This is a genomic window from Neobacillus jeddahensis, from assembly GCF_000612625.1.
Lineage (GTDB): Bacteria > Bacillota > Bacilli > Bacillales > Cytobacillaceae > Neobacillus > Neobacillus jeddahensis.
In genome coordinates this window covers 46,391-70,993 of the sequence record NZ_CCAS010000016.1, presented here as the reverse complement: position 1 = coordinate 70,993, position 24,603 = coordinate 46,391, and the positions used below count along the sequence as shown (strand labels likewise).

General features: G+C 37.6%; 21 protein-coding genes. 15 read left to right on the top strand and 6 right to left on the bottom strand.

The window, feature by feature from the left end:
• Positions 1–71 precede the first annotated feature (71 nt).
• Together ltaS and TY15_RS23555 are read left to right on the top strand one after the other, a co-directional pair.
• On the top strand, positions 72–2,024 hold the full coding sequence (gene ltaS / locus TY15_RS09840; protein ID WP_040209667.1) for a lipoteichoic acid synthase: 1,953 nt from the start codon (positions 72–74) through the stop codon (positions 2,022–2,024).
• Between the two features lie 128 nt (positions 2,025–2,152).
• The gene (locus TY15_RS23555) at positions 2,153–2,260 is read left to right on the top strand and encodes a YjcZ family sporulation protein (RefSeq protein WP_074432795.1); all 108 of its coding nucleotides are present in this window, start codon (positions 2,153–2,155) and stop codon (positions 2,258–2,260) included.
• Between the two features lie 184 nt (positions 2,261–2,444).
• On the opposite strand, the gene TY15_RS09835 is transcribed toward TY15_RS23555, so the two are convergent.
• On the bottom strand, positions 2,445–3,161 hold the full coding sequence (locus TY15_RS09835; protein WP_040209665.1) for a Crp/Fnr family transcriptional regulator: 717 nt from the start codon (positions 3,159–3,161) through the stop codon (positions 2,445–2,447).
• Between the two features lie 105 nt (positions 3,162–3,266).
• Here TY15_RS09835 and TY15_RS09830 point away from each other — a divergent pair, with 105 nt between their 5' ends.
• From TY15_RS09830 to TY15_RS09820, 3 genes are all read left to right on the top strand, one after another.
• Complete coding sequence (locus TY15_RS09830) at positions 3,267–4,553, top strand: NCS2 family permease (RefSeq protein WP_040209662.1); 1,287 nt, start codon at positions 3,267–3,269, stop codon at positions 4,551–4,553.
• 150 nt (positions 4,554–4,703) lie between these two features.
• Positions 4,704–6,581 carry a molecular chaperone HtpG gene (gene htpG, locus TY15_RS09825; RefSeq protein ID WP_040209659.1) on the top strand — a complete coding sequence of 626 codons (1,878 nt, stop codon included), beginning with the start codon at positions 4,704–4,706 and terminating at the stop codon, positions 6,579–6,581.
• A gap of 249 nt (positions 6,582–6,830) precedes the next feature.
• On the top strand, positions 6,831–7,715 hold the full coding sequence (locus tag TY15_RS09820; protein WP_040209657.1) for a YitT family protein: 885 nt from the start codon (positions 6,831–6,833) through the stop codon (positions 7,713–7,715).
• A gap of 64 nt (positions 7,716–7,779) precedes the next feature.
• On the opposite strand, the gene TY15_RS09815 is transcribed toward TY15_RS09820, so the two are convergent.
• Positions 7,780–9,024: an MFS transporter gene (locus tag TY15_RS09815; protein ID WP_040209656.1), complete on the bottom strand. Its 1,245-nt coding sequence runs from the start codon at positions 9,022–9,024 to the stop codon at positions 7,780–7,782.
• 59 nt (positions 9,025–9,083) lie between these two features.
• Entirely contained in the window at positions 9,084–9,539 is a 456-nt protein-coding gene (locus TY15_RS09810) for a CBS domain-containing protein (protein ID WP_040209655.1), read from the bottom strand.
• A 186-nt stretch (positions 9,540–9,725) separates the two neighbouring features.
• Here TY15_RS09810 and TY15_RS09805 point away from each other — a divergent pair, with 186 nt between their 5' ends.
• Positions 9,726–10,151 (top strand): MarR family winged helix-turn-helix transcriptional regulator, encoded by a 426-nt coding sequence (locus tag TY15_RS09805; RefSeq protein ID WP_040209654.1) that lies wholly within the window; start codon positions 9,726–9,728, stop codon positions 10,149–10,151.
• Between the two features lie 138 nt (positions 10,152–10,289).
• Here TY15_RS09805 and TY15_RS09800 read toward each other — a convergent pair whose 3' ends face one another.
• A complete protein-coding gene (locus TY15_RS09800; RefSeq protein ID WP_052353742.1) occupies positions 10,290–12,713 on the bottom strand; it encodes a cytochrome P450 in 2,424 nt (807 codons plus the stop codon).
• A gap of 303 nt (positions 12,714–13,016) precedes the next feature.
• On the opposite strand from TY15_RS09800, the gene aspA reads away from it, so the two are divergent.
• Positions 13,017–14,435 (top strand): aspartate ammonia-lyase, encoded by a 1,419-nt coding sequence (gene aspA / locus TY15_RS09795; RefSeq protein WP_040209651.1) that lies wholly within the window; start codon positions 13,017–13,019, stop codon positions 14,433–14,435.
• A 76-nt stretch (positions 14,436–14,511) separates the two neighbouring features.
• Here aspA and TY15_RS09790 read toward each other — a convergent pair whose 3' ends face one another.
• Positions 14,512–14,850 carry a hypothetical protein gene (locus TY15_RS09790; protein WP_040209649.1) on the bottom strand — a complete coding sequence of 113 codons (339 nt, stop codon included), beginning with the start codon at positions 14,848–14,850 and terminating at the stop codon, positions 14,512–14,514.
• Positions 14,851–15,127: 277 nt separating this feature from the next.
• On the opposite strand from TY15_RS09790, the gene TY15_RS09785 reads away from it, so the two are divergent.
• The 6 genes from TY15_RS09785 to TY15_RS09755 all read left to right on the top strand — a co-directional run bounded on the left by TY15_RS09785 (position 15,128) and on the right by TY15_RS09755 (position 21,205).
• Entirely contained in the window at positions 15,128–16,126 is a 999-nt protein-coding gene (locus TY15_RS09785) for a VanW family protein (protein ID WP_040209722.1), read from the top strand.
• Between the two features lie 553 nt (positions 16,127–16,679).
• A complete protein-coding gene (locus TY15_RS09775; protein ID WP_040209645.1) occupies positions 16,680–17,027 on the top strand; it encodes a PadR family transcriptional regulator in 348 nt (115 codons plus the stop codon).
• On the top strand, positions 17,008–17,646 hold the full coding sequence (locus tag TY15_RS09770) for an HAAS signaling domain-containing protein (protein WP_040209643.1): 639 nt from the start codon (positions 17,008–17,010) through the stop codon (positions 17,644–17,646). The genes TY15_RS09775 and TY15_RS09770 overlap by 20 nt, the downstream gene beginning before the upstream one ends.
• Positions 17,647–17,716: 70 nt before the next feature.
• Positions 17,717–19,171, top strand: coding sequence for a DUF4153 domain-containing protein (locus TY15_RS09765; RefSeq protein WP_040209641.1), 1,455 nt, complete (start codon positions 17,717–17,719; stop codon positions 19,169–19,171).
• 157 nt (positions 19,172–19,328) lie between these two features.
• Entirely contained in the window at positions 19,329–20,204 is an 876-nt protein-coding gene (locus tag TY15_RS09760) for an ABC transporter permease subunit (RefSeq protein WP_040209640.1), read from the top strand.
• On the top strand, positions 20,201–21,205 hold the full coding sequence (locus TY15_RS09755) for a hypothetical protein (protein ID WP_040209638.1): 1,005 nt from the start codon (positions 20,201–20,203) through the stop codon (positions 21,203–21,205). Before TY15_RS09760 ends, TY15_RS09755 begins: the two co-directional genes overlap by 4 nt.
• 97 nt (positions 21,206–21,302) lie before the next feature.
• Here the strand turns inward: TY15_RS09755 and TY15_RS09750 are convergent, their stop codons facing one another.
• Entirely contained in the window at positions 21,303–22,091 is a 789-nt protein-coding gene (locus tag TY15_RS09750; protein ID WP_040209637.1) for a TIGR00266 family protein, read from the bottom strand.
• A gap of 324 nt (positions 22,092–22,415) precedes the next feature.
• Between TY15_RS09750 and TY15_RS09745 the strand changes: the two genes are divergently transcribed.
• Both TY15_RS09745 and TY15_RS09740 read left to right on the top strand, forming a co-directional pair.
• A complete protein-coding gene (locus TY15_RS09745; RefSeq protein WP_040209636.1) occupies positions 22,416–24,161 on the top strand; it encodes a SulP family inorganic anion transporter in 1,746 nt (581 codons plus the stop codon).
• Between the two features lie 21 nt (positions 24,162–24,182).
• Positions 24,183–24,539, top strand: a complete 357-nt coding sequence (locus TY15_RS09740) for an ArsR/SmtB family transcription factor (RefSeq protein ID WP_040209634.1) — start codon at positions 24,183–24,185, stop codon at positions 24,537–24,539.
• Positions 24,540–24,603: the final 64 nt, after the last annotated feature.

Genomic DNA, 24,603 nt, shown 5'->3' with positions numbered 1-24,603 from the left:
TTGGTTTTAAACACATATTTATATTTGCAATTAATTTTGTCATAATTAGTTGCTAGAAGGTGGTGCATTAAATGAATAACATATTTCAAAAGGGTCAAAGTATTTTCAATAAATATATTGGCTTTTTCTTATTAGCAGTATTCTTCCTTTGGATGAAAACATATATTGTTCAATTAACGCAATTTGATTTAGGGATAGAGAATTCTTTACAAAAATTATTACTATTCATTAATCCATTAGGTTCTTCCTTATTGTTTTTAGGGTTTGCATTCTTTTTTAAAGGAAGAAAAAAATATACTTTGCTCATTGTCATTGATTTTCTATTAAGCTTTCTTTTATATGCCAATGTATTATTTTATCGATTTTTTAATGATTTTATTACTTTACCAACGTTAACACAGACACAAAATTTTGGTGATGTCAGCGGTAGTGTTTTTACCCTATTAAAACCATATGATATTTTATTCTTTGTCGATATTATCGTGTTGGTATCGATGCTTGCCTTCCGTTTTACTAAGATCGAAATGAAAGATATGAAACGGAGGAAGGTGTCTGTCTTATTTACGTTGGCACTTGCTATTTCTTGTGCGAACTTGTCCTTGGCTGAACTAGATCGACCTCAATTATTAACAAGAGGTTTCGACCGAAATTATATTGTGAAATATTTAGGTATGTACAATTATACGATTTATGATGCGGTAAAAAGTACGCATGCATCAGCACAAAGGGTTATGGCAGATAGTGATGATATTACCGAAGTTCTAAACTATACGAAATCAAATTATGCTGAACCAAACAGTAAATACTTTGGTGCAGGGAAGGGCATGAATGTAATTTATTTACATCTTGAATCAATGCAAAACTTCTTGATAAATTACAAGTTAAACGGGGAAGAGGTAACACCATTCTTAAACTCATTGACCAAGGATCAAAATACCCTGTATTTTGATAATTTCTTCCATCAGACTGCACAAGGAAAAACGTCTGATGCCGAATTTATGCTTGAAAATTCACTGTTCGGACTTCCACAAGGTTCAGCGTTTACAACAAAAGGGTTAAATACCTATCAGGCTGCCCCAGCAATATTAGGTCAGCAAGGCTATACATCTGCAGTGTTTCATGGTAATTCAGGAAGCTTCTGGAATCGTAATGAGATTTATAAATCATTTGGATATACCAAGTTTTTTGATTCAAACTTTTATCAAATAGACGCTGAGGAGCAGGCTGAATACGGATTGGTGGATAAGCCGTTTTTCGAGCAATCTATTCCGCTGTTAGAGACACTACCGCAACCGTTTTACACGAAGTTTATAACTGTATCTAATCACTATCCGTATCCAATTAATAAAGAAGATGCGACAATTGCTCCAGCCACTACAGGTGATAAATCTGTTGATGGATATTTCCAAACCGCTCGTTACGCGGATGAAGCATTGAAGCAATTCTTTGATTACTTGAAGGAATCTGGTTTATATGATCATTCCATTATTGTGATGTACGGTGACCATTATGGAATTTCTGAAAATCATAATAAAGCAATGGAAAAAATTCTTGGAAAGGAAGTTAATTCCTTCGAAAGTGCGGGGCTACAACGAGTGCCATTATTCATTCGCGTACCAGGAATGGAAGGCGGCGTGAACCATGAATATGGTGGACAGGTAGACCTTCTTCCTACACTTCTACATTTGTTAGGAACAGATACGAAAGATTATGTCCAATTTGGTACAGATCTATTATCAGAACAACATGATGACCTTGTTGCATTCCGTAATGGTGATTATGTGAGTCCTACGATTTCGTCTATCAAGGGAAAATACTATGACTCTACGACAGGCGAGAAATTAGCGGAAGATAAACTCAAGGAAGCTAATAAGTATAAGGAAATGGTCCAGACTAAATTATTATATTCAGATAAAGTCGTAAATGGAGATTTATTGCGATTCTTTACTCCAGATAATTTTACTCCTGTTGATCGGTCAACATATGACTACAGTAAGTCAGACAACACGGGTGCAATAAAATAAAATAAGTGTGAGAATATTAGGTTCTTCATGCAAAATGGCGAGCAGTGACCAGTCACTGTTCGCTTTTTTATACACATTATGGAGTAATCTACATAAGATAATTCAGAAATACCCGGGAGGTGGATCTTATGGGTGGTGCAGCAGGCTTTGGTAACGGATTTGCTCTAATTGTGGTTTTATTCATCCTGCTTATTATCATCGGTGCAAGTTTTGTCGGTGGTGGCGGTTTTTACTAGGACGCAAAATCAGTTTAGCACTCTGTCTCAAAAGAGGCAGGGTGTTCTTGTTTTTCACAAAGATTGGACAAACATTGTGTGTTGTCAAAAGGTGGTAGGCATTTTTGTGAACTAGTTAACAAAAAAATCGTAAGAGTGCTAACTGAAATGCAACGCTATCATTTGTTATTATTAGTAGGGATTCTTAGAGGTTATTCCATTTCCGAAGTGTTGGAACCTCTTCGGTTTGACTACAAATGGTTTCAAGCCTGCTCTTATCTAAAAGGTAGAAATATTTCTCCCGAATATCAATAAGGCCTTCATTTTGAAAATCACCCAGAGTTTTGGAAATAGATTCTCTTGTTACACCTAGCATACTAGCAAGCAAGGATTGATTAATCTTTAAATCGATTTTATAACTATCGCCACTAGCCTTTCCGAAATTGTAATAGAGATCGATGAGCAAATTTGCAGCTTTTGTTCGTACATCGTAAAACGTCAAATAACGAATGAGGCGATTGAGCATTCTAGTCCGCTCAACAAGAATCATATAAGCCTTTCTTAAAACAGAAGGATATTTGTCAACGATTTCAAGGAAGTCCTGTTTGGTAATGTGCCATACAGACACATTTTCAAGTGCTTCAATAGAAGAAATCCGATGGTTGTCATTAGAGAGTGCTTCTACTTCGCCTAAAATATCACCTGGCATGGAGATGCTTAGGACGATTTCCTTCCCTTCATGGATACGGTACACCTTTACCATGCCGGAACGAATGATATAAACATCCTCACTTTGATCATTTTCAAACATCAGCACATGGTTCTTTTTAAACTGGCGTTCCTTTAACCGGGAAATGATGTGTGGTGCATCCATCACAGGAATATCGGAGAAGATCGCAATTTCTGAGATATTAGTAATCATGGTCATGCATCCTTTCTTGAGGTCCTTTATGAAAAATAGAAAGATAAAATTAATTATAACACGATTTTGGAAGATTCAACTCGTGCATCAAAAGGAGTAATTAGATTGAATAAACAAATTCAGCAATTTTTTCATCTAAATGAAGCAAATACAACGATTCGGACGGAGGGACTAGCCGGACTAACCTCTTTTATGACAGTTGCCTATATCATCGCGGTGAATGGTGCGATTTTAAGTCAAGTCGGGATGCCGTATGAAGCAGTTACCCTTGCTACGGTTATTTGTTGCTTTGTTGGCTGTATGCTCATGGCACTTTTTGCTAATTCACCCTTAATTATCGTCCCGGGTATGGGGGATAACGCCTTTTTTGTATTTACTCTTGTATTTTCTTTAGGACTTACGTGGCAACAAGCCCTGGCGGTTGTTTTGATTGCAGGGATCGTGTTTACTTTGACAACTGTTACAAAGGGAGCCGTTTATTTATCAAAATCGATTCCGAAAACAATGGTGAACGCGATGACGGCGGGAATTGGCTTTTTTATTGCCTTTTTAGGATTGAAGAATGGCGGATTAATTGTTGCGAGTGAGGGAACCTTTGTCCAATTAGGAGATTTAGGGGATCCTAATGCGTTAACCACTGTGCTCACGTTGCTTATTTTAGTTCCACTTACCTTGCGTAATGTGAAAGGGAACTTCTTAATTGGTATTATCGTGGGGACATTAATAGGAGCTTTCCTTGGAATTGTCGACTTTTCTACTTTACGCGATTTTAGTTTTTCCTTTGGCGGCTATGATCAAATATTTTTTGCTTTTGATTTTAGTGAGATTGGCACCCTTAATTTTTGGACCGCTGTTTTTTCTCTATCAATGGTTATTATTTTTCAAAATATGGGTACTCAACTTGGGATGCTGCCAGATAAATCGAAGTTTAGAAAGTCATTTCAGGCAAATGCTATTTCCATCATTGGAGCAAGCTTTTTGGGCTGCAGCCCTACCACGACTGCAGCGGAGTCTGCAACAGGTATTGCCGCAGGTGGAAGAACAGGTTTAACTTCTTTCACAACTGGTCTATTATTTATCCCAGCGTTATTTCTCATTCCGCTTTTTAAAGTCATTCCGAATGCAGCGATTGCACCAGTACTTATTATTGTGGGCTGTTTAATGGTTCAAAGTCTCAAAGAAATTCCATTTAGTGATTTTACTGAAGTATTTCCGGCTTACTTGATGATGGTGATTATGCCGTTATCGTTTAGTATTGCTAATGGGATTGCGTTTGGCTTTATCATCTATCCAATCCTTAAGCTTGCCACTGGACGTAAGAAAGAAGTATCAGTGACCATGTATGTGATTGCCTTTTTCTTTCTGCTCTACTTTATTCTTGGTTCGTTATAGATACGAATTTATTGTAAAACTGTGAAAGGCATCCAACTGGGTGCTTTTTTTCTTGACGAAGTACCTACTATTATGGTATTAAAATAATGGTTAGCACTCAATTGTCTAGAGTGCTAAAAATAATATATTCGCACTGAAGGAGTGGTCTTAATGGAAACGAAACAGTTTAAAGCCGAGTCGAAACGATTATTAGATATGATGATCAATTCCATTTATACACATCGGGAGATATTTCTACGGGAATTATTGTCAAATGCCAGTGATGCCATTGATAAAATTTATTACAAGGCTCTAACAGATGATTCCTTAACCTTTGATAAAGATAGTTACTACATAAAAGTATCGGCGGATAAAGAAAATAGAATTCTAAAAATCCTTGATACAGGGATCGGAATGACCAAGGAAGAACTAGAAAATAATCTAGGAACCATCGCTAAGAGTGGCTCTTTGGCATTTAAAAGTGAAAATGAAGCGAAGGATGGCTTTGATATCATTGGTCAATTTGGTGTCGGATTCTATTCTGCCTTTATGGTTGCTGATGAAGTTACAGTCAACAGCAAGGCTTTAGGTAGTGATCAGGCCTACAAATGGGAATCAAAAGGGGCAGAGGGTTATACGATTGTTCCTAGTGAAAAGGATTCGATTGGAACTGAGATTACTCTCAAAATAAAAGAAAATACCGAAGATGATAGCTATGATGAGTATTTAGAAGAATATCGCATAAAGGAGATCATTAAAAAGTACTCTGATTTCATTCGTTACCCTATCAAAATGGATGTCACTGAAACAAAGCTTAAAGAGGGTAGTGACAATGATTATGAGGATGTTCAAGCAGAACAGACGATTAATAGTATGGTCCCGCTTTGGCGTAAAAATAAAAAAGATCTAACAAAAGCGGATTATGATCAATTTTATGCGGAAAAACATTACGGTTTTGACAAACCTATTAAACACATCCATATTAGCGTGGATGGAGCGGTCAGATATAATGCTATTCTTTACATTCCTGAAAAAATTCCATTCGATTATTACTCACAGGAGTTTGAAAAGGGGTTAGAATTATACTCTAATGGTGTGTTAATTATGAATAAATGTGCTGACCTCCTCCCAGACTATTTCAGCTTCGTTAAGGGAATGGTTGACTCAGAGGATCTATCGTTAAATATCTCGAGAGAAATGTTACAGCATGACCGTCAATTAAAACTGATTGCAAAAAATATTGCGAAAAAGATTAAAAGTGAACTAGTTACCATATTAAAAAATGAACGAGAAAAGTACGAAGAGTTTTATCATTCATTTGGCAGACAGCTTAAATATGGCGTATACAGTGACTACGGAACACATAAAGAGGAATTACAGGATTTATTAATGTTCTACTCCTCTACAGAGAAGAAAATGGTCACTTTGGATGACTATGTTTCTAGAATGCCGGAAGAACAAAGATATATTTACTATGCGACTGGGGAATCAACTGAGCGAATTGATAAACTACCTCAAACTGAACTAGTCGCTGATAAAGGATATGAGATTTTATATTTCACGGAGGAAATTGACGAGTTCGCTATTAAAATGTTAATGACCTACAAAGAAAAAGAATTCAAATCCGTTTCAAGTGGCGATTTAGGTTTTGAAGCAGATGACAATCAAAATACGGCAACAGAAGAAAAAGAGAATCAAGAGCTCTTTGATGCTATGAATAATATTTTAAATGACAAAGTGAAGGCGGTTAGAGTTTCGAAAAGATTAAAATCCCATCCAGTTTGTTTAACAACAGAAGGGGAGGTATCGATTGAAATGGAAAAAATTCTCAATGCGATGCCGAATAACCAAAACATTAAAGCTGACAAGGTTCTAGAAATTAATGTTCAACACGGCGTATTTGAATCGTTAAAGGATGCTTTTGAAAAGGATCAAGAAAAATTAGCCCTATATACAACTCTATTGTATAATCAAGCCCTGTTAATTGAAGGGTTGCCTATAGAGGATCCAGTTGAGTTTACGAATGATATTTGCAAAATAATGATATAATAAGAAAAGTGCAAAGCGCCTAGAATTGGATCATTCTCAAAGTCAAAACTTATAATTTCTTATATTATAAAACAGGGATTGCAATTGTGCTTGCAATCCCTGTTGGTATAGTTGAAAGGCTAAAATACCTATTTTTCTGAAAAATGAACTCTGGTTCAATTTTCAGAAAAAATATGATATACTAATATAAAGGTCATTATAAATCGATATATCGTGGCAGAACAAAATTAATTGAAAAGGTGTGGTTCAATGACTGAATTAATCAAAGAAAACGTTCAACATCGCAGGCTTCCACTTAGCCGAATTATACTTCGAATTATTGCCATTACAATTGGGGCCATACTAATGGCAACTGGGCTAGAAATCTTTTTAGTTCCAAACCATGTTATTGATGGTGGCATCACGGGAATCTCCATCATGCTATCACATATAACCGGTTGGAAACTTGGAATCTTTCTCTTTCTATTAAACTTGCCGTTTGTTTATATGGGATATAAACAAATGGGAAAGACATTCGCGTTTTCTACAGTATATGGAATTATTGTTTTATCTATCTTTACCTCGTTTTTTCACCCCATTCCACCATTTACAGAAGATATACTCTTAGCGACTCTCTTTGGAGGGATGATATTAGGAATTGGGGTAGGTTTAGTTATTCGTAACGGTGGCGCGCTAGATGGGACGGAAATACTTGCTCTTGTGCTAAACAAAAAGCTCCCTTTTTCCGTTGGCCAAATTATTATGTTTATGAACATCTTTATCTTAGGCACAGCAGGGTTTGTGTTTGGATGGGACCGTGCCATGTATTCTCTACTAGCCTATGTTATTGCTTCAAAAGCCATTGACTCGGTCGTAGCTGGACTTGAAGAGACTAAATCTGTGTGGATTATTAGTGATGATGCCGAAGAAATTGGAGAAGCCGTCAATGCCCGCTTAGGACGGGGAGTGACCTATTTAAAAGGTGAAGGTGCTTATACAGGAGATAATAAGAAAGTTATTTTTAGTATTATTTCCAGATTGGAAGAGTCTAAATTGACCACGATCGTTGAAGAAATTGATCCTTCCGCATTCTTAGCCATTGCTGATATAGCCGAAGTCCGCGGCGGTCGTTTTAAGAAGCGGGATATTCATTAATATTAAAAACAATGGTCATGAACAAAAGGAAAGGATCTGCCACATGGCAGATCCTTTCAGCTGATTAATGGCCTGTTTCTACATCATCTACATGTTTAATGTGGTGCTGGTTAATAAAAATGAACAATACAGAAATGAGGACAAAGGCTCCGCCGACGATGAATGGGACGGAAGGATTATAAATTTCGGCGAGTTTCCCAGCCATAAATGGGGCAATTGCACCACCGATAAAGCGAAGAAAGCTATAGGCTGCAGATGCCGTCGCACGTTCCACTGGAGCGGCATTCATTACTGCTGTTGTAATTAAGGTATTATTATTTCCTAATAAGGCTCCAGCCGCAATTACAGCCGCAATAATGAGCCACTGTGTTGATGTCCAGATACCCATGGCAAAAAGAAGTAAAGAAAACAAGATTAACATCGCACACATAGATTTTATCGTTCCAAACCATTGCTGCAGCTTCGGTGCCATGAATACAGACGTAATCGCCAACAAGATTCCCCATCCAAGGAACACAAAGCCGAGACCATGTTCATCTAACCCCATGACAAACGGGGCATATGCGAGCAAAGTGAAAAAGCCAAAGTTGTATAAGGCAGCTGCAATACCAAAGATTAATAAAGATCGGTGCTTTAAGGCACGGAAGGGATCTAATATAGATATTTTTGGTTGACCCACTTTGTGATTGTTAGTATTCGGCATTAACAATATTAACCCGATAAAGGCGATTACCATTAGTGCAGCAACCCCAAGGAACGGGCCTCTCCAAGACATAGCGCCTAACCAACCTCCGAGGAGTGGGCCGACTGATATGCCTAACCCAATTGCCGCCTCATATAAAATAATTGCCTTTGCTGTACCACTATTGGAAAGAGAGACAATCGCAGCTAATGCTGTTGCCACAAACAAGGCATTCCCAAGTCCCCAACCACCGCGAAGGCTGACCAGTGTCCAGATACCGTTTGAGATACCACCAAGGGCTGAAAATATGGCAATGATCACAATTCCGGTAAGCAGTGTCCACTTAATCCCTAATCTTGATGAGATCATTCCCGTTATCAGCATGGCAACGGCCATAACAGCGTTATAGCTTGTAAAGAGCAAAGTCACTTGACTATGCGAGGCATGTAACTGTTCAGCTATGGCAGGCAAAATAGGGTCAACAAGTCCTAAACCCATGAAGGCAATAATACCGGCAAAGAATACGGCCCAAACAGACTTTGGCTGTGCAAATAAACTACTTTTAACCTCAATTGAGGAATCTATTTTTGTTTTGGTTGATGAAACAGTTGGTGGTGTTGATGACATTCATATTACTCCTTTTTTAAGTAAATTTCTCCCGAATCTCATATTCGAATGAATAGTTGTTATAATATAGATTTGAACGTATTTCTGATGACATCGCCTCGACTAATGATTCCAACCAATACCCCATTACGTTCGACCGGAACCTTTTTTATCTGTTTTTTTCCTAAAACAGCAGCAATGTTTTCCATGTCTTCATCCCAGGTAACCTTTATCACTTTCTTTTTAGCAATCTCCAGAACATTTAATTGCAACAATCGTTGTTCTCTTTCCTCAAATTCCTCGTCATCACCTTTTATGACAAAGGCATAATAAAAATTATCGACGATTCGATCTTCATGCTTACCAATATAGCGGAGGATATCCCCGTCGCTGACAAAGCCAACAACCTCGTTACGGTCATTGACTACAGGGAGACCACTAATTCGATGTTCAATGAATTTTTCAATCACGGAACGAACCGAATCACTTTCTTTCACTTTATGAACTTGTGGGATCATGATTTCATGTGCTTTCATAAATTTTCTCCTTCTTTTCAATTTGAAAAAACTAGTTGTATAATGAAAGTATATGATTGTATTATACAACTAATATTCACTACGTCAATGATGTTTTTCGTTATTCCTCTAGATCTATGATTTGATAAGTGGCAGGGATAATGTGATATCATAGTAGGTATTAGTAAACTGTGAGGGTTGATAGAAATGCAAGAGAAATCTTTGGAAACGATCGAGCTTGAATTAGCGATCCTAATCCGTAGAACAACATCAGTGACAACCAATAAAAAAATCTGGAATCTTGACCGATCAGCCTATTTACTTCTCCGTCGAATAGCTATGAAGGGAGCGGTTGGCGTAAAGGTTTTAGCAGAAGAGTTCCAGTTGGATATTTCAACAGTTAGCCGCCAAGCAGCTGTATTAGAGCAAAAGGGATATCTTTTTAAAATTCCTGATCCAGTAGATGGAAGGGCGTACTCGTTTCAAATAACGGAGGTAGGCACAAAGGAATTAAACGAGCATATGCAGTCCCGCCTGGAAAGAATTGCAGGCCTCATACAAGATTGGCCTGATGATGAATGTGAAGTATTTGGAGAGCTCCTAAAAAAATTTAATCAAGCTTTGCTTAAATAGAACTATTAAAATTCAACTGGTTATTTTTTGTCTTTATATAATGAGTGTGAGAGTTGTTTTCTTGCATTTTTATTGTGTAACTAGTTATAGTAAATGGCCGAAGAATTGGACAATAACATGTCTTCGGCCATTTTATTATTAGTACGGGTTTTTAATCGACGATAACAGTCCAATAAATCTTTCGAATGGAAGTTCACAGGCAGGATATTTTTCCAATAAGTCTAACATGGTTAATCCTGCATGAGTTACTGCTCCTTGCTTGTTTTCGTTAAGAAGTAGTTCTAATTCTCTTTTATGCGGTGGGCAAACGGTGTACTCAGCTAGTTCACGAAGTTGGCTAGGTGTGACAGTCTCCGTTAAATTCACACTATACTTTAGTAAATCCCCTATACGGATAGGGAAGTCTAATGGAAGGAACGTAATTGATCGACTGTTACCACTAATAATGACGTGTTCCTGATGCTTTAAACCAAAGCGCAGGAGGACACGTTCAACAAGTTCAGTTGAATTCTGTGGTAGCACTGCCGAATCTACCCCAGTTGGGGAAGAGGAATTGCTTGAAACAGCCTCGTTTAAATCACTAATAAATTGAACCGATAAAGGAGTGCTTAGCTCATCATAGTCGTCTGGGTTTTCTAAGCTGTACGTATTGAAAACCTCTGACCATAACTGATCGTGCCACAATTCAAATTGTTTTTCAAAATCATTGCTCGCATCACCTTGCCCCTTTTGACTGAGGCGGGTTGCTCCCATTTCCGCAAGCTTTTCATCAAGAAAGGTAGGGATAATTTGGTACGTGCTTGCCCAATTGGTATCGCCACAGCCAAAAACAGCGTACGTAACGCCATTCAATTCTTCAGACTTTCCTTCCTTCAGCCACTTAACAAATTTACGGGCATTTTTTGGAGGATTTCCATTGTAAGATGAGCTAATAATGACAACTAGTCCTTCCTTTGGTAGATTCCTGACAAATTCGTCAAGTGGGGCAATTTCACTATGGAAGCCCTTGAATCGGGCTGTAACTGCTAAATCACGTGCGATTCCCTCAGCTGTTCCCATGTTTGAACCATATAATACAAGAAGTGGAGTGTTGTGGGCACCCCCTTCTTTCAGCCTCGATGGCAGAACTGGTTTTTCCGGTAGGTCTACTGCGCTTGTTACATCCTGCTTTAGCGGTGCAGAATAAAAAGTTTGACGCGGACGGACTTTTAAGGTTAAATTATCAGGTTTAAATGTTAGTGTTTCCTTAATCTTCAATTGATAATTTGTATGATCAATTAATTCAAAATGTTTTAAAATCATCCCGATCAATAGTGTGGCTTCATGCATAGCGAATTGCTGTCCAATACAAGCACGTTGTCCATTTCCAAACGGTTTATAAGCATGGAAAGGCACCTTTTTTCGATCTGCGAATCTTTCTGGTTTGAACTCCTCTACATCTTCTCCCCATGCTGTTGGATCTCGGTGCAGTTTAGGGAGTAGGATATTAACAACGTCTCTTCTTTTTAGAGGGTATTTATCTGCCAACAATGTGTCTTCCTTCGCATACAACGAAAAGAGGGGCGCGGTTGGCCAAAGTCTTAATGATTCATTTAAGATCATTCGTATATATTTTAATTCGCGAACCTGCTGATAAGTGGGAGTATCACCATCCAGGACACGATCTACTTCCTCATAGGCTTTTGCTAATTTTTCAGGATGCTTCATGAGAAAATAAAGGGCAAATGATAGCAATCCGCTGGTGGTTTCATGACCGGCAATCAAAAAAGTTATAATTTGATAGCGGATATTTTCATCACTCAGGGTTTCACCTGTCTCAGGGTCTGCACTTTTAAGCATCCGAGACAGAAGGTCTTCAGCATCATAATCCTCACTAGCTTTACGTTCTTCAATGATAGAGTCGACAAGTGAAAACATATACTGGATATCCCGATGAAACTGGCGTTTTTTCTTCACCATTAATTTATCCTGTACACCGAGGCGATTACTTTGATTCATGGCTTCGTCAAGCGCTCTCCCCATACTTTTAATAAATCGATGCGGTTTTTCCCGATAAAAGCTGTTAAAACGATAATTGAAGCCACATAAACCAATTGTATCTAAAGTGAGTCTAGTCATATCTTCAGGAACATCAATACTTTCATCTGAATTTAACCGTGCCCATTTTTGGATGAGCTGAAAGGCAATATCAACCATCATGGAATGATAACCTTTCATTGCACTTTGGCTGAAACTGGGGAGAAGTATGTTGTGTGCTTTTCGCCAATTTTCTTCTTTTGTCCAGCTTGTAAAAAGACCATCACCTGAGAACGAACGGACCTTTTGCAAGGGGGCATTAACAAGTTTGTCAAAACGGGATTCATCTGAAGCATCTGCAACTAATTCTGCGCTGGAAATAAATATCCCTGATCCAGAAGGGAATTTAAGTTTGAAAATGGGGCCGTACTCGTATGAGAGCTTCATGATTGATTGTGATGGTTGAGTTAGATCTAGTTGTGGGAGATTACCGAGCGGTCCATATGTTTTAGGCTGTGGTATGGTTGCAATGGCAGTTGTTAGCATGATTTACTATTAATCCTTCCTTTCATTCCCCTATTTCTTATTTGAATTTATAATATTGAAATAATTTTTCTCTGATTATAACATGTATATAGTTTTAATATTACGTTTTTAAAGATTAAAAATTCAGACAAATTTCTACAATTTATTTATTGTTCGACATATTCAACCAATCTGGACAAGTTATTATCATATTAATAGTGAAAAAAGAGACAGAAGAATATTTAACTGATAGTATTTTTGTGTGATAATAAATTGATTGTTACTTAATAGACTGTTTTTTTATAAAAGGTGGGAGACAGAGCGATGGACACAAAAAGAATCGAACAAGACTTTTTAGGAAAAAAAGAAATCCCTTCAGATGCTTACTATGGGATCCAAACATTAAGAGCAGTGGAGAATTTTCCTATTACGGGTTACCGCATACATGAAGAATTAATAAAAGCGCTGGCCATGGTAAAAAAAGCAGCTGCCATTGCCAATATGAATACAAGTCATTTGTATAGTGGGCTTGGAAATGTCATCAGTAAAGCAGCAGAAGAGGTAATGGAAGGGAAATGGAATGATCAATTTATTGTTGACCCGATCCAAGGTGGAGCTGGGACATCGATGAATATGAATGCAAATGAAGTTATTGCCAATCGGGCCCTTGAAATGTTAGGTCATGAAAAAGGGGAATATAGACATTTAAGCCCGAACACACATGTGAATATGTCACAATCCACAAATGATGTCTTTCCTACAGCTATTCATATTGCTACCCTAAACTTACTTGAAAAATTGCTTGAGACGATGAGTGATATGCAAAGTGTTTTTAAGGGAAAAGCAAAGCAGTTTGAAAACGTGATCAAGATGGGGCGTACACATCTTCAAGATGCAGTTCCTATTCGTCTTGGCCAAGAATTTGAAGCATATTCACGTGTACTTGAACGAGATATTAAACGAATTTCACAATCAAAGGTTCATTTATTTGAAGTAAATATGGGGGCAACAGCCGTTGGAACTGGATTAAATGCAGATCCTAAATACATTATCGATGTTGTGAAACAGTTAGCTGAAATAAGTGGGCTCCCCCTTGTTAATGCTGAACATCTTGTCGATGCTACACAAAATACTGATGCGTATACTGAGGTATCGGCCTCATTAAAGGTTTGCATGATGAATATGTCCAAAATAGCCAATGATCTTCGCTTAATGGCATCTGGTCCACGGGCAGGTCTAGCGGAAATTATCCTGCCAGCCCGCCAGCCAGGATCTTCGATTATGCCGGGAAAAGTGAATCCTGTCATGCCTGAGCTTATCAATCAAATTGCCTTCCAGGTGATTGGAAATGACCACACCATTTGTTTGGCATCAGAAGCAGGCCAGCTTGAATTGAATGTGATGGAGCCGGTATTAGTCTTTAATTTGCTGCAATCCATTAGTATAATGAACAATGGATTCCGTTCATTTACAGATTTTTGCCTAAAAGGTATCGAAGCAAATGAAGTACGTTTAAAAGAATATGTCGAAAAAAGTGTGGGGATTATTACAGCTGTCAATCCACACTTGGGATATGAGGTTGCGGCACGTATTGCAAGAGAAGCGACCATCAGCGGAAAATCAGTACGTGAATTATGCTTAAAATATGATGTACTAACAGAAGAAGAATTAGACCTTATCTTAAACATTTATGAAATGACTGCACCTGGTATTGCTGGTGCTGCACTGTTAGAGCGAGATTAATTTTATCTGATAAAATTAAAAAGGGGCGAATAGCCCTTTTTTGTTTTTTTAAGATTCTTTTCTTAGTTCATACACATTATTTATCTTTCTTTTTGTCACTTTTCCCTTCGTTTAGTGAACGGTAAATCTGAGTATACATACTACCCTCTACGATATTTTCAAGAAAAAAAGGACCGATTAACTCGACATACTCTTCATCATCAAACATTTTTTTATTTTGTAACTCCATTTCTGCTAATCCCTCGTATTTTGATAATAGGGCATATGTATGATCCTCTCCCGAAATAGGGGTCAATATCTCGACATGTTGGTCATAATTTTCATTTCTAAACTTCTTAATTTCCTTTAAGTTTTCAATCCCTTCCTTAAATTTATCCTGTTTAATCACAAACGTCTGATAGACATAGACAGACATTTTTGCACCTCCAAAAAATAAACATACTTATTGATTACTATTTACTAATTCCGTTTGTTTATACCTAGGTCTTTGGGGGCTGATGTTTACTTTTCATTTATGACCAGGATAAAGTGCTAAAATAGACCAAAATTAAAGTGAATTCAAAAGTTTGTAGGAGTATAGTAAAAAAATGGAGTGGAATAGGAAAAAATTTGAAACGAAATCCTGTTTGATTCGTCATAATATATATTGCAATTTATTCTTTTTTATAATTCATGAGAAAAGTTGGGGAGACATGAAAAAGTACTTTAGGTTATTGTCAATCTTAGTTGCAGTTAGTTTAATGGGACTAGCTGCTTGTTCGGAACAGAAGACGAAAAAAACAGAAGCAAAGGAATCGGCACAGGAACAGAAAAACAAAAATGAGCAAAAAGTAAAGGAAGAAAAGAAAAAAGAAGAGGATATACCTGTTTTTATCAATATTGTTGATCCGAACACAAAAAGCATTATTAAAACCTTTAATCCGAAGGAATTGGGATATAAAACAGATGATGAGAAGTATAAAGCTGAAATAGCAAATTTAACTAAAGAAATAGCGAGAGGTACAAAGGAAACACCGGGATATGATAAAAGAATGATACTGGACAGGCTTGATGCCAATGGACAAATTATAAAAGGAACTCCACAAACCATCCTCGAAGAAGAGGAGTTAGCAAATAAAATTATACAAGCCTCCGTAAAAGGGGGCGATGTGGAACTACCTCTCTATGCTACCGAGAGCGGCTACAAGCGAGAAGAAGCAGCGCAACTAGGGGAAGTAGTCGTTGCCTCTTTTTCGACCTCTTTTAATAGCGGGATCGCAGGTCGGACACAAAACATTGCCTTATCAGCAGCGGCAATTCATAATGTTATCATTGGTTCAGAGGATTCCTTTTCTTTTAACACTACAGTGGGACCTAGTGATGCAGAGCATGGATACCAGCCAGCTCCGGAAATTGTAGAAGGGAAATTGGTGGATGGCATCGGCGGGGGCATCTGCCAAACATCATCAACCTTGTATAATGCCATTGATCAACTTGCGGTGAGTTATATTGAAAAACATCACCATTCCTTGCATGTGGGCTACGTTCCGACAGGAAGAGATGCAACGGTTTCTTATGGAGGGAAAGATTTTAGATTTAAAAATACTACAGGTGTACCCTTGCTCTTAAAGACGATTGTTAAGAAAGGCTCGTTAACCGTTGAGGTGCGAACGGCCAAAATCTATCAAAGTCAATTAAAAAAGCGAGGTTAAGGCTGAGCAAAGAACCCTTCATGTCGTCCATGAAGGGTTCTTTGCTCGACAAACGTCGTAAACTAATATGTTTATGATTCTTAGCGAATTTCTTCCCAATCAGTGTATTGGCCGCTGCCTTGACAGCCCGGGCATTCAAATGAATTAAAGTAGGCATATTCATTATAAGGGTAGACAGTATAGCCCCGTCCTTGACAATCTGGACATTTACCCTGATCTTTCATTGTGGAGACGTGATTTTGATACTTTGTCTCTCTCCACTGATTAATTGAGTTTAGTAGTCCCATTTTATTCACCTCAAGTTTTTTCTTAGTATGGGAGAAAAATGGAATATTTATGCTTGAATGTTTTTATAAAATAAGAAATGGTTATATCATGCGTGCCATTTACCATGTATATTCCTACTATATTTTATGGAATACAGCTCATTTTAGTGCAATGGAGTATAAAAGCTTGGTCCCATTTTTGCAAAAAAGTTTTCTCTACGGCTTTACAACAATATCAATCCGTTGTAGAATTTCTTTGTACCTAAAATATCTAGGTAGGTGAAAAAATGTTTAACCGAGAATTGGTCAAGGGGAGTACATCCTTAATCTTACTTCAATTGTTAAATGAACGTGATATGTATGGCTACGAATTAGTAAAAGAATTAGAAAAGCGCAGTGATAATGGATTAAGTGTAAAAGAAGGAACCTTATACCCGGCACTTCATAAGCTTGAAAAGCAAGAATACATTGAATGTTACTGGCAAGAGCAAGAGAAGGGTCCCGCACGCAAGTATTATAAGATTACCAACGCAGGAAAAGATCTTTTAGGCGAAAAAACTCGTGAATGGCAGGATTTTGTTCAGGTTATGAACAAGGTTATTGGGAGAACGAAGCATGGAACGGCCGAAGAATAGTTTTCTTGAAGAACTAAGCAATGGACTAGGCAGTCATCAAGACCAGGCAAGTATTCTACTTGAATACGAGGCCCATATTGATGAAATTTTGATTGAATTGCATGATTGGACAAATGATGACGAAGTAATGGAACAGATTGTTTCAAGACTTGGAAGCCCTTCAGAGATTGCAGAACTATGGAAAGAAGAGCTATCAGTTACACCTAGTAATATGAAATGGCTATTCATTTTTTTAAATATCATTTTTTTTGGCGGCGGCAGCTTATTGACTCTCGCACATAATCTTTATCAATGGGATTGGCTCTCGGCTATTTGGAGTCATGTAACAGCTGTGCCAACCTTAATTGCCTTTTTGTATATGTTCTTTTGGGCATTACTGGGGTACGAAATTGGAAAAGGCTTTGGCCATGGAGGGCGGATACTTCTTAGAAAGACATTCTTACTTTCGCTCATTCCCAATTTGGTGTTGATGATTCTTACTGTTTTTAAAATTATTCCGCATGAATGGTTTGCTCCTTTATTAACGAAGACGTTTATTATTGCTTGTATCATTTTTACCATCAGTCTTTACCCAATCAGCTGGATTGGTTATCGTTGGGGACGTAAAGCATCGATATAAGCAGTTTTTTTTGCTCATATACATAGAAAAACTATATATATAGAATTTCTATAAGGAAGAGGGATGGAGAATGAAAATAAGTAAAATGGATTGGCTCACCTTAGTCTTATGCTTGTTGCTCGGAATTTTAGCAGAAGAATCGTTTTTTCGCAGTCAAGTGGGGATATCCTATCTTGTCTTCCTGATCGGATTTTATGGGGTGTTTTTTTGGCGTTTTCGTGGCTTTTCCTTTTCCCATCAGCGTTTTGGCTATCTGATTATTTGTTGTATTTGGCTCTTGGCGGCTGGTTACTTTCTTAACGATAATATGTTCTTTAATGCCTTAAATATCTTAGTCATCCCTAGTTTGGTCATTTTTCATCTTATCTTGGTTACAAGTCCCAAGCAAATGCAGTGGACTCGATTAGCCTTTATTCCTTATCTATTCTCAAGACTGGTCGATGCCCTAAAGTATACGATTTTATTTACAGCTCATTCTGGAAAAGGATTAAAGGGTGGAGTGAACGATAATAAGCCGGTCATTTGGAAGAAAATCATGATTGGCGTTGTCATGGCGATTCCTGTCCTTATGATAGTCTTGAGGCTGCTCATTAGTGCTGATACACAATTCGAACGGCTGGTTGGAGATATACCAAACCTGTTCCGAGTAGTCGACGCAGAAAGCTTTATACGATTGGTTTTAATATTTCTATTTATGGTTGCCTTCTTTGGTCTGATGCAAGCCCTATACCAAAAACAAGTGAAGGTATTTATGCAAACCTCTTTACAACCAGCTGGAAAACTGGACTCTATTATTATTAATACTGTTCTTGTTTTAATCAATATTGTTTATGTATTGTTTACCATTGTTCAATTTACGTATTTCTTCAGCGGTAAGTTACAAGGGGACTATACATACGCAGAGTATGCCAGAAAGGGATTTTTTGAACTCTTGTTTGTTACCATGATCAATTTGACTATCACTGTGGCAGTAATCACCTTTGCTGACCGGGGGAGAAATTTAGGCAAACGGATGACGCAAATAATGCTTACTGTTCTTGTTATAGCTAGCTCTGTTATGCTTTGTTCTGCATTTCTACGTTTAAGCATGTATGAGGAGGCATATGGGTTTACCTTTACAAGAGTGATGTCCCATTCTTTTATGATTTTCCTAGCAGTTATTTATTCCTATACATTCACAAAAATATGGATTGATAAGCTATCATTATTTCACTTTTACTTTATTACTACATTAATTTACTATACAGCGATCACCGTTATAGATCTGGATAGGATAGTGGTAAAGGAAAATATTAACCGCTATGAAGAAAGTGGGAAATTGGATGTGGCCTATCTTAACAGCTTATCTTCAACAGGGGTTCTAGCCTTGATTGAGCTATATGAAGAAGATAAGCATCTACCAGGTGTACGAGACCTTTTAGTAGCGAAGCAACAAGAGGCTAAAGAAGAGAGTACGTCTTGGCAATCCTATAATCTAAAAAGAGTCCAAGTAGCAGAAAAATTGATAGATATGCAAATAAACTAGTTAAAACGGCATGCAAGGGAACTTGCATGCTTTTTCCATATTGTGAAACTTTAGGTAAGTTAATTCGTCAAATAAATTGAGAATATTACAAAAAATGGAGTACAATAGGAGGAAACATCTCTATTTTAAAAAAATAAATTGATGCGCGAGGGATAAAATGAAACGTGTGTTACGCTCACTTATTAGGATAGGATTGATTCTGGCAGGATTTTTCTTTATTTTTCATCTACCAACATTATTTGGAATTGGAAAAGATTCAGTAGAAATTCATGGCAACATTTTTTGGATGGCAGTAAATTCAGATCTTCAATCAATACTCCAAATAATGGATCCAATGTACCTAAGATTTTTTAAAGAACTAGAGATTGCTGAAAGTTATCAATATTCGATGACTATCCTTTTTGCAAGCTTAGTAGTCATTATCATAGCTGCAATTGGTATGGCTTTGTTAATATTGATCGTCCCAGAGAAGGTTAGAAATCGTTTAAAAAGTGGTGTGAATTTTTTCGAGGCTGTCCCGGATCTACTAATCATCTTCCTCTTTCAGTTTTTTGTCATTACACTGTATAAGACCACGGGTCTAAAGTTTTTACAGCTTTATGGTATGTTTGGTCATAAACCATATTTTGTGCCGATCGTCACCGTCTCCTTCTTACCTATGTTTTTGTTATTACAGTTTTTGATTCGGGTAATGACTGAGGAACAAAGTCAACCCTACGTCCTTTATGCAAAAGCAAAAGGAATAGGACGTGTAAGAACATTATTTATACATATTATTCGCAACGTTTTTCCGTTGTTAGTTTTACAGCTTAGAACCATTATATGGGTATTATTATCCAATATTTATCTAGTTGAAAGTTTATTTAACATTAATGGATTTACCCGCCAGTTTTTTATTATCATACAGCAAGGTGGAGATTTCACTTCGCTCGTCCTATGTTTACTGATGTTTTGCCTGCCACTACTAATTATTGAAGCGATAGGTTGGTTACTATCGAAAAGAATCAAGGGAAAGGAGGCCATCAGTTTATGAGTAGATATAAAAAAACAATCATTGGCACTGCCCTGCTGCTGATTCTATTCGTATTGAGTTGTTTATACCCTTATTACGCCCCAATTGATTTTAATCATCAAATATTAATTAGAGATGAGCATGGTAAGGTTATTGACAGGGCACCATTCCCTCCCTCACAAGAACATTGGCTGGGAACGACCCGCAATGGAGAGGACTTACACTTGGTCTTACTTTATGGTGCCAAATTCACATTAATTACCGCTTTTGTCGTTGCTGTTCTTCGAGTTTTGCTTGGTGGGATTTTTGGCATGGTTCTATCCTTATGGGCTCCTTTTCTAAAAGGGTATTTTAAGGACTTCTTTTTAACGATGCGATATATTCCGGCCATTCTAGTGGCTTATATTTTGATGCTTCCCGTTGCCGGAGCACCCAATGATGTGGGGATTTCATCGATTGTTACCTATCAAATCATTATTTTAGTTTTTATCGGATTCCCTTCCGTCACCCTATTTGCATCCGATCTTACCGATGAATTATTAAAAACCTCCTTTGTCCAAAGTTCTTATTTATTGGGTGCCAGTAAATTACATATCATTAAAAGACAATTACTGCCCTACATGCGATCCTATGGCATTTTATTTACCGTTCAACAGATTTTAAGCACCCTGCAGATCACGATGCAGCTAAGTATTTTTTATATTTATCTAGGTGGTCAAAATCGAGCAGGGGTATTTGGTTATGATGATGCATCAGGCAATCCAAAACCAGCGTCCTTATCGAATGAATGGGCTGGGTTAATTGGACAAAATTTCACGGAGTTTGTTCTTGCGCCTTGGATAGTCTTCATGCCTCTTATCGGTTTCTTCTTTGTAATCGTGGTTGTTAATATGATAAAAAAAGAATTAGAAGATCAGATCCTCGGAGTACAATTAATGAAAAGGAAGCGGAAAAAGAAAAAGGATGGACAACTTCCTGTGAATTTATCGCCATCATCAGAGAAATTTGATTTCATACAGTAAAGAAAAGAACTCCCTACAAATGCAGGGAGTTCTTCTTTCAAATTCTTAGAGAATGAGGATCTATTGTGATTTAGCTTTATTTCAACTATGATTATGATCAATCACCATTAAACATATCAAATAGTCCCTTTGCAATACTTCCTTCATCCTTTGCTCCACCTCTTGATGGGGCAGCAGCGAAAACCCTGCTGGCGAGTCGGCTGAATGGCAAGGATTGTATCCATACGGAGCCAGGTCCACGTAATGTGGCAAAGAACAAGCCTTCTCCGCCAAATAAAGCCGTTTTGACCCCTTTTACAAATTGGATATCATAATTTACACTGCTCGTCATCGCAACTAAACAACCGGTATCTACTCGTAGTGTTTGGCCGGGAAGGAGATCCTTTTTTATAATCGTTCCACCGGCATGTACAAATGCCAAACCGTCACCTTCAAGCTTCTGCATAATAAATCCTTCGCCACCGAAGAAACCTGCACCAATTTTTCGTTGGAATTCAATTCCGACCTGAACACCTTTAGCTGCAGCTAAGAAGGCATCCTTTTGGCAAATGATTTTTCCTTCAAGTTGACTTAAATCCATAGGAATAATTTTACCTGGGTAGGGAGAGGCAAATGATACTCGCTGCTTGCCCTGACCTTGGTTCGTAAAGGTTGTCATGAATAAACTTTCACCTGTTAGAACTCGTTTTCCGGCACTGAATAATTTCCCCATCAGCCCGCTGCCGCCACCTGACCCATCACCAAAGATGGTCTCCATATGTATATTATCATCCATCATCATAAAACTTCCAGCTTCAGCGACAACAGTCTCTTGTGGGTCAAGCTCTACTTCAACAAATTGCATATCATCTCCATAGATCTTGTAATCAATTTCATGATTATTCATGTAAACTCCTCCATTCATTAATTGTGAACCTATCTTTATTATAAAAAATTTCTATTGTAAGTGCTAATTTAAAAAAATAAAAAGACGTCTGACTAATCAGACGTCTTTCGCGTATTGAGGCGAGAAACCACACTCCACATAGTGTGTTCCAAGTAGGAATGTTCCTCGACTTACACAACTCAGCTCATCGCTTAATTACTATAACACTAACCTATGATAAAGTGCAAGTGGAAATTTTAAAAATAAAATGCTTGCTTAATAGTTTGTATTATTCTATATTCAAATAATCAGATATACAAAAATCGATTGATAAGAAGGGTTATTATGTTTATTGACAAGAGATTCCAGCATTATTCCTTAGGCAGTCTGAAAAAGGATATCCTTTCGGGCTTGATTGTCGGGATTATTGCCATTCCACTTGGGATGGCGTTTGCCATTGCTTCAGGGGTGAACCCGGAGTATGGAATCTATACCACTATTGTTGCAGGGATTCTCATTTCCTTACTGGGAGGGTCAAAGTATCAAATCGGAGGACCCACTGGGGCATTCATTCCGATTCTATTTGGTATTGTAATGACGTATGGGTATGAAAATCTCCTTATCGCCGGATTTATGGCGGGAATTATTTTGACCATCATGGGCTTGCTGAAACTTGGTTCATTAATCAAATGGATCCCCAAACCTGTCACCATCGGTTTTACTGCGGGGATCGCTGTCACTATCTTTACAGGACAGGTGGCAAGTTTTCTTGGATTAGTAGGAATAAAGAAACATGAGGAATTTATCTTAAATTTCAAGGAAATCATTGTGAATATCAGTACTATTAATATTTATAGTCTCTTAACAGCTGCAATTTGTTTGGTTATCGTGTTGATTACTCCAAGAATAGCACCGAAAATACCTGGTCCACTGATTGGATTATTCATTTCAACGATCGTTGCGACATTATTTTACCCAGGGGAAGTCGCTACAATTGGAACGGCCTATGGTGAAATTCCGAGTAGCTTACCACAACTACACATACCAAATATGAATATAGACATTATCAGTAAGCTTTTGAAACCTGCTTTTATTATAGCTATGTTAGGTGGGATTGAATCTCTTCTTTCCGCGGTTGTTGCAGATGGGATGACAAGTAGTCGTCATAATAGCAATAAGGAGCTAATCGGTCAAGGTATCGCCAACATGATTGCACCTCTATTTGGCGGAATACCGGCAACAGGTGCCTTAGCTCGAACCGCTACAAATATTAAGAATGGAGCCGTTTCTCCGTTTTCTGGTATCATACATGGGGTAGTGGTCTTACTTGTTTTACTATTTTTTGCTCCAAAAGCATCGTATATTCCGCTGGCGAGTATGGCACCAATTTTAATGGTCGTTGCCTGGAATATGAGTGAAAGAAAGGTATTTGTCCATATTTTAAAAACAAGATCAACGGATTCAATGGTTCTACTTGTTACTTTTTTATTAACAGTTTTTGTAAATTTGACGACAGCTGTTGAAATTGGTTTAGTGATGTCAGCCATTTTGTTTGTTAAGCGTATGAGTGATGTCACAACGACAAGGAAAGCATTACCTAATCCTACACATAGGCAAGGAAAGGTAGAAACATCGATGGTTACAGAGACACATGACTGTCCACAAATTAGTATCTTTAATGTCGAAGGTCCCTTGTTTTTTGGGGCAGCGCAAACATTTGAAAAATCGATTATGGATACGATCAATTATCGACCTAAGATATTATTGTTGCGAATGAGTAAGGTTCCTTTAATGGACACAACTGGGGAAGCAATCCTAGCAAGTATTGTGAACCATTTTTCAAAAAATGGTATTGTGATAATATCTGGTCTAAATCCTCAGCCTGAAAATGTTCTTAAAAAGACAGGTTTATTTGATTTAATTGGTGACAATCACTTTTTTGAACATACTGGAGAAGCGTTACAATATGGTCTCACACAAATAAACGAAAATAAATGTCTGGGTTGTAAGCATTTTGCCTTTCGAGAATGTAAAAAATTATCTTCCATGGATACAGTAGAGAGTAGAGCAAAGCTAAGAGCAACCTTTTAGAAAAACAAGGAAGTGAACAAATTGAATTTAGAAATGCAGCAATTTAAAGCGGAATTTTTCAAAGCATTATCACATCCATTGAGAATCCGTATTTTGGAACTGTTAGCTGAAGGTGATAAGAATGTAAATGAAATTCAGACCCTTGTGGGAAGCGAAGGTTCCGCGGTATCACAGCAGCTCACAATACTGAGAGCTAAAAACATAGTTATTGGAATGAAAGAGGGAAATAAAGTTATCTATACACTGAAGGATCCGATGATTATTGAGCTCTTAGCGATTGCACGACAAATTTTTAATAATCATCTTATTGATACCATCACGATCTTGGATAAGTTTAAGGTAGAGGAAGAAGATGTAACAGCAATGCCGAAGAAATAATTTCTTCGGCTTTTTTCTATTTCGAAGGTATTAAAGCTACTTTTGTTATTTTTTTGGAAATTAT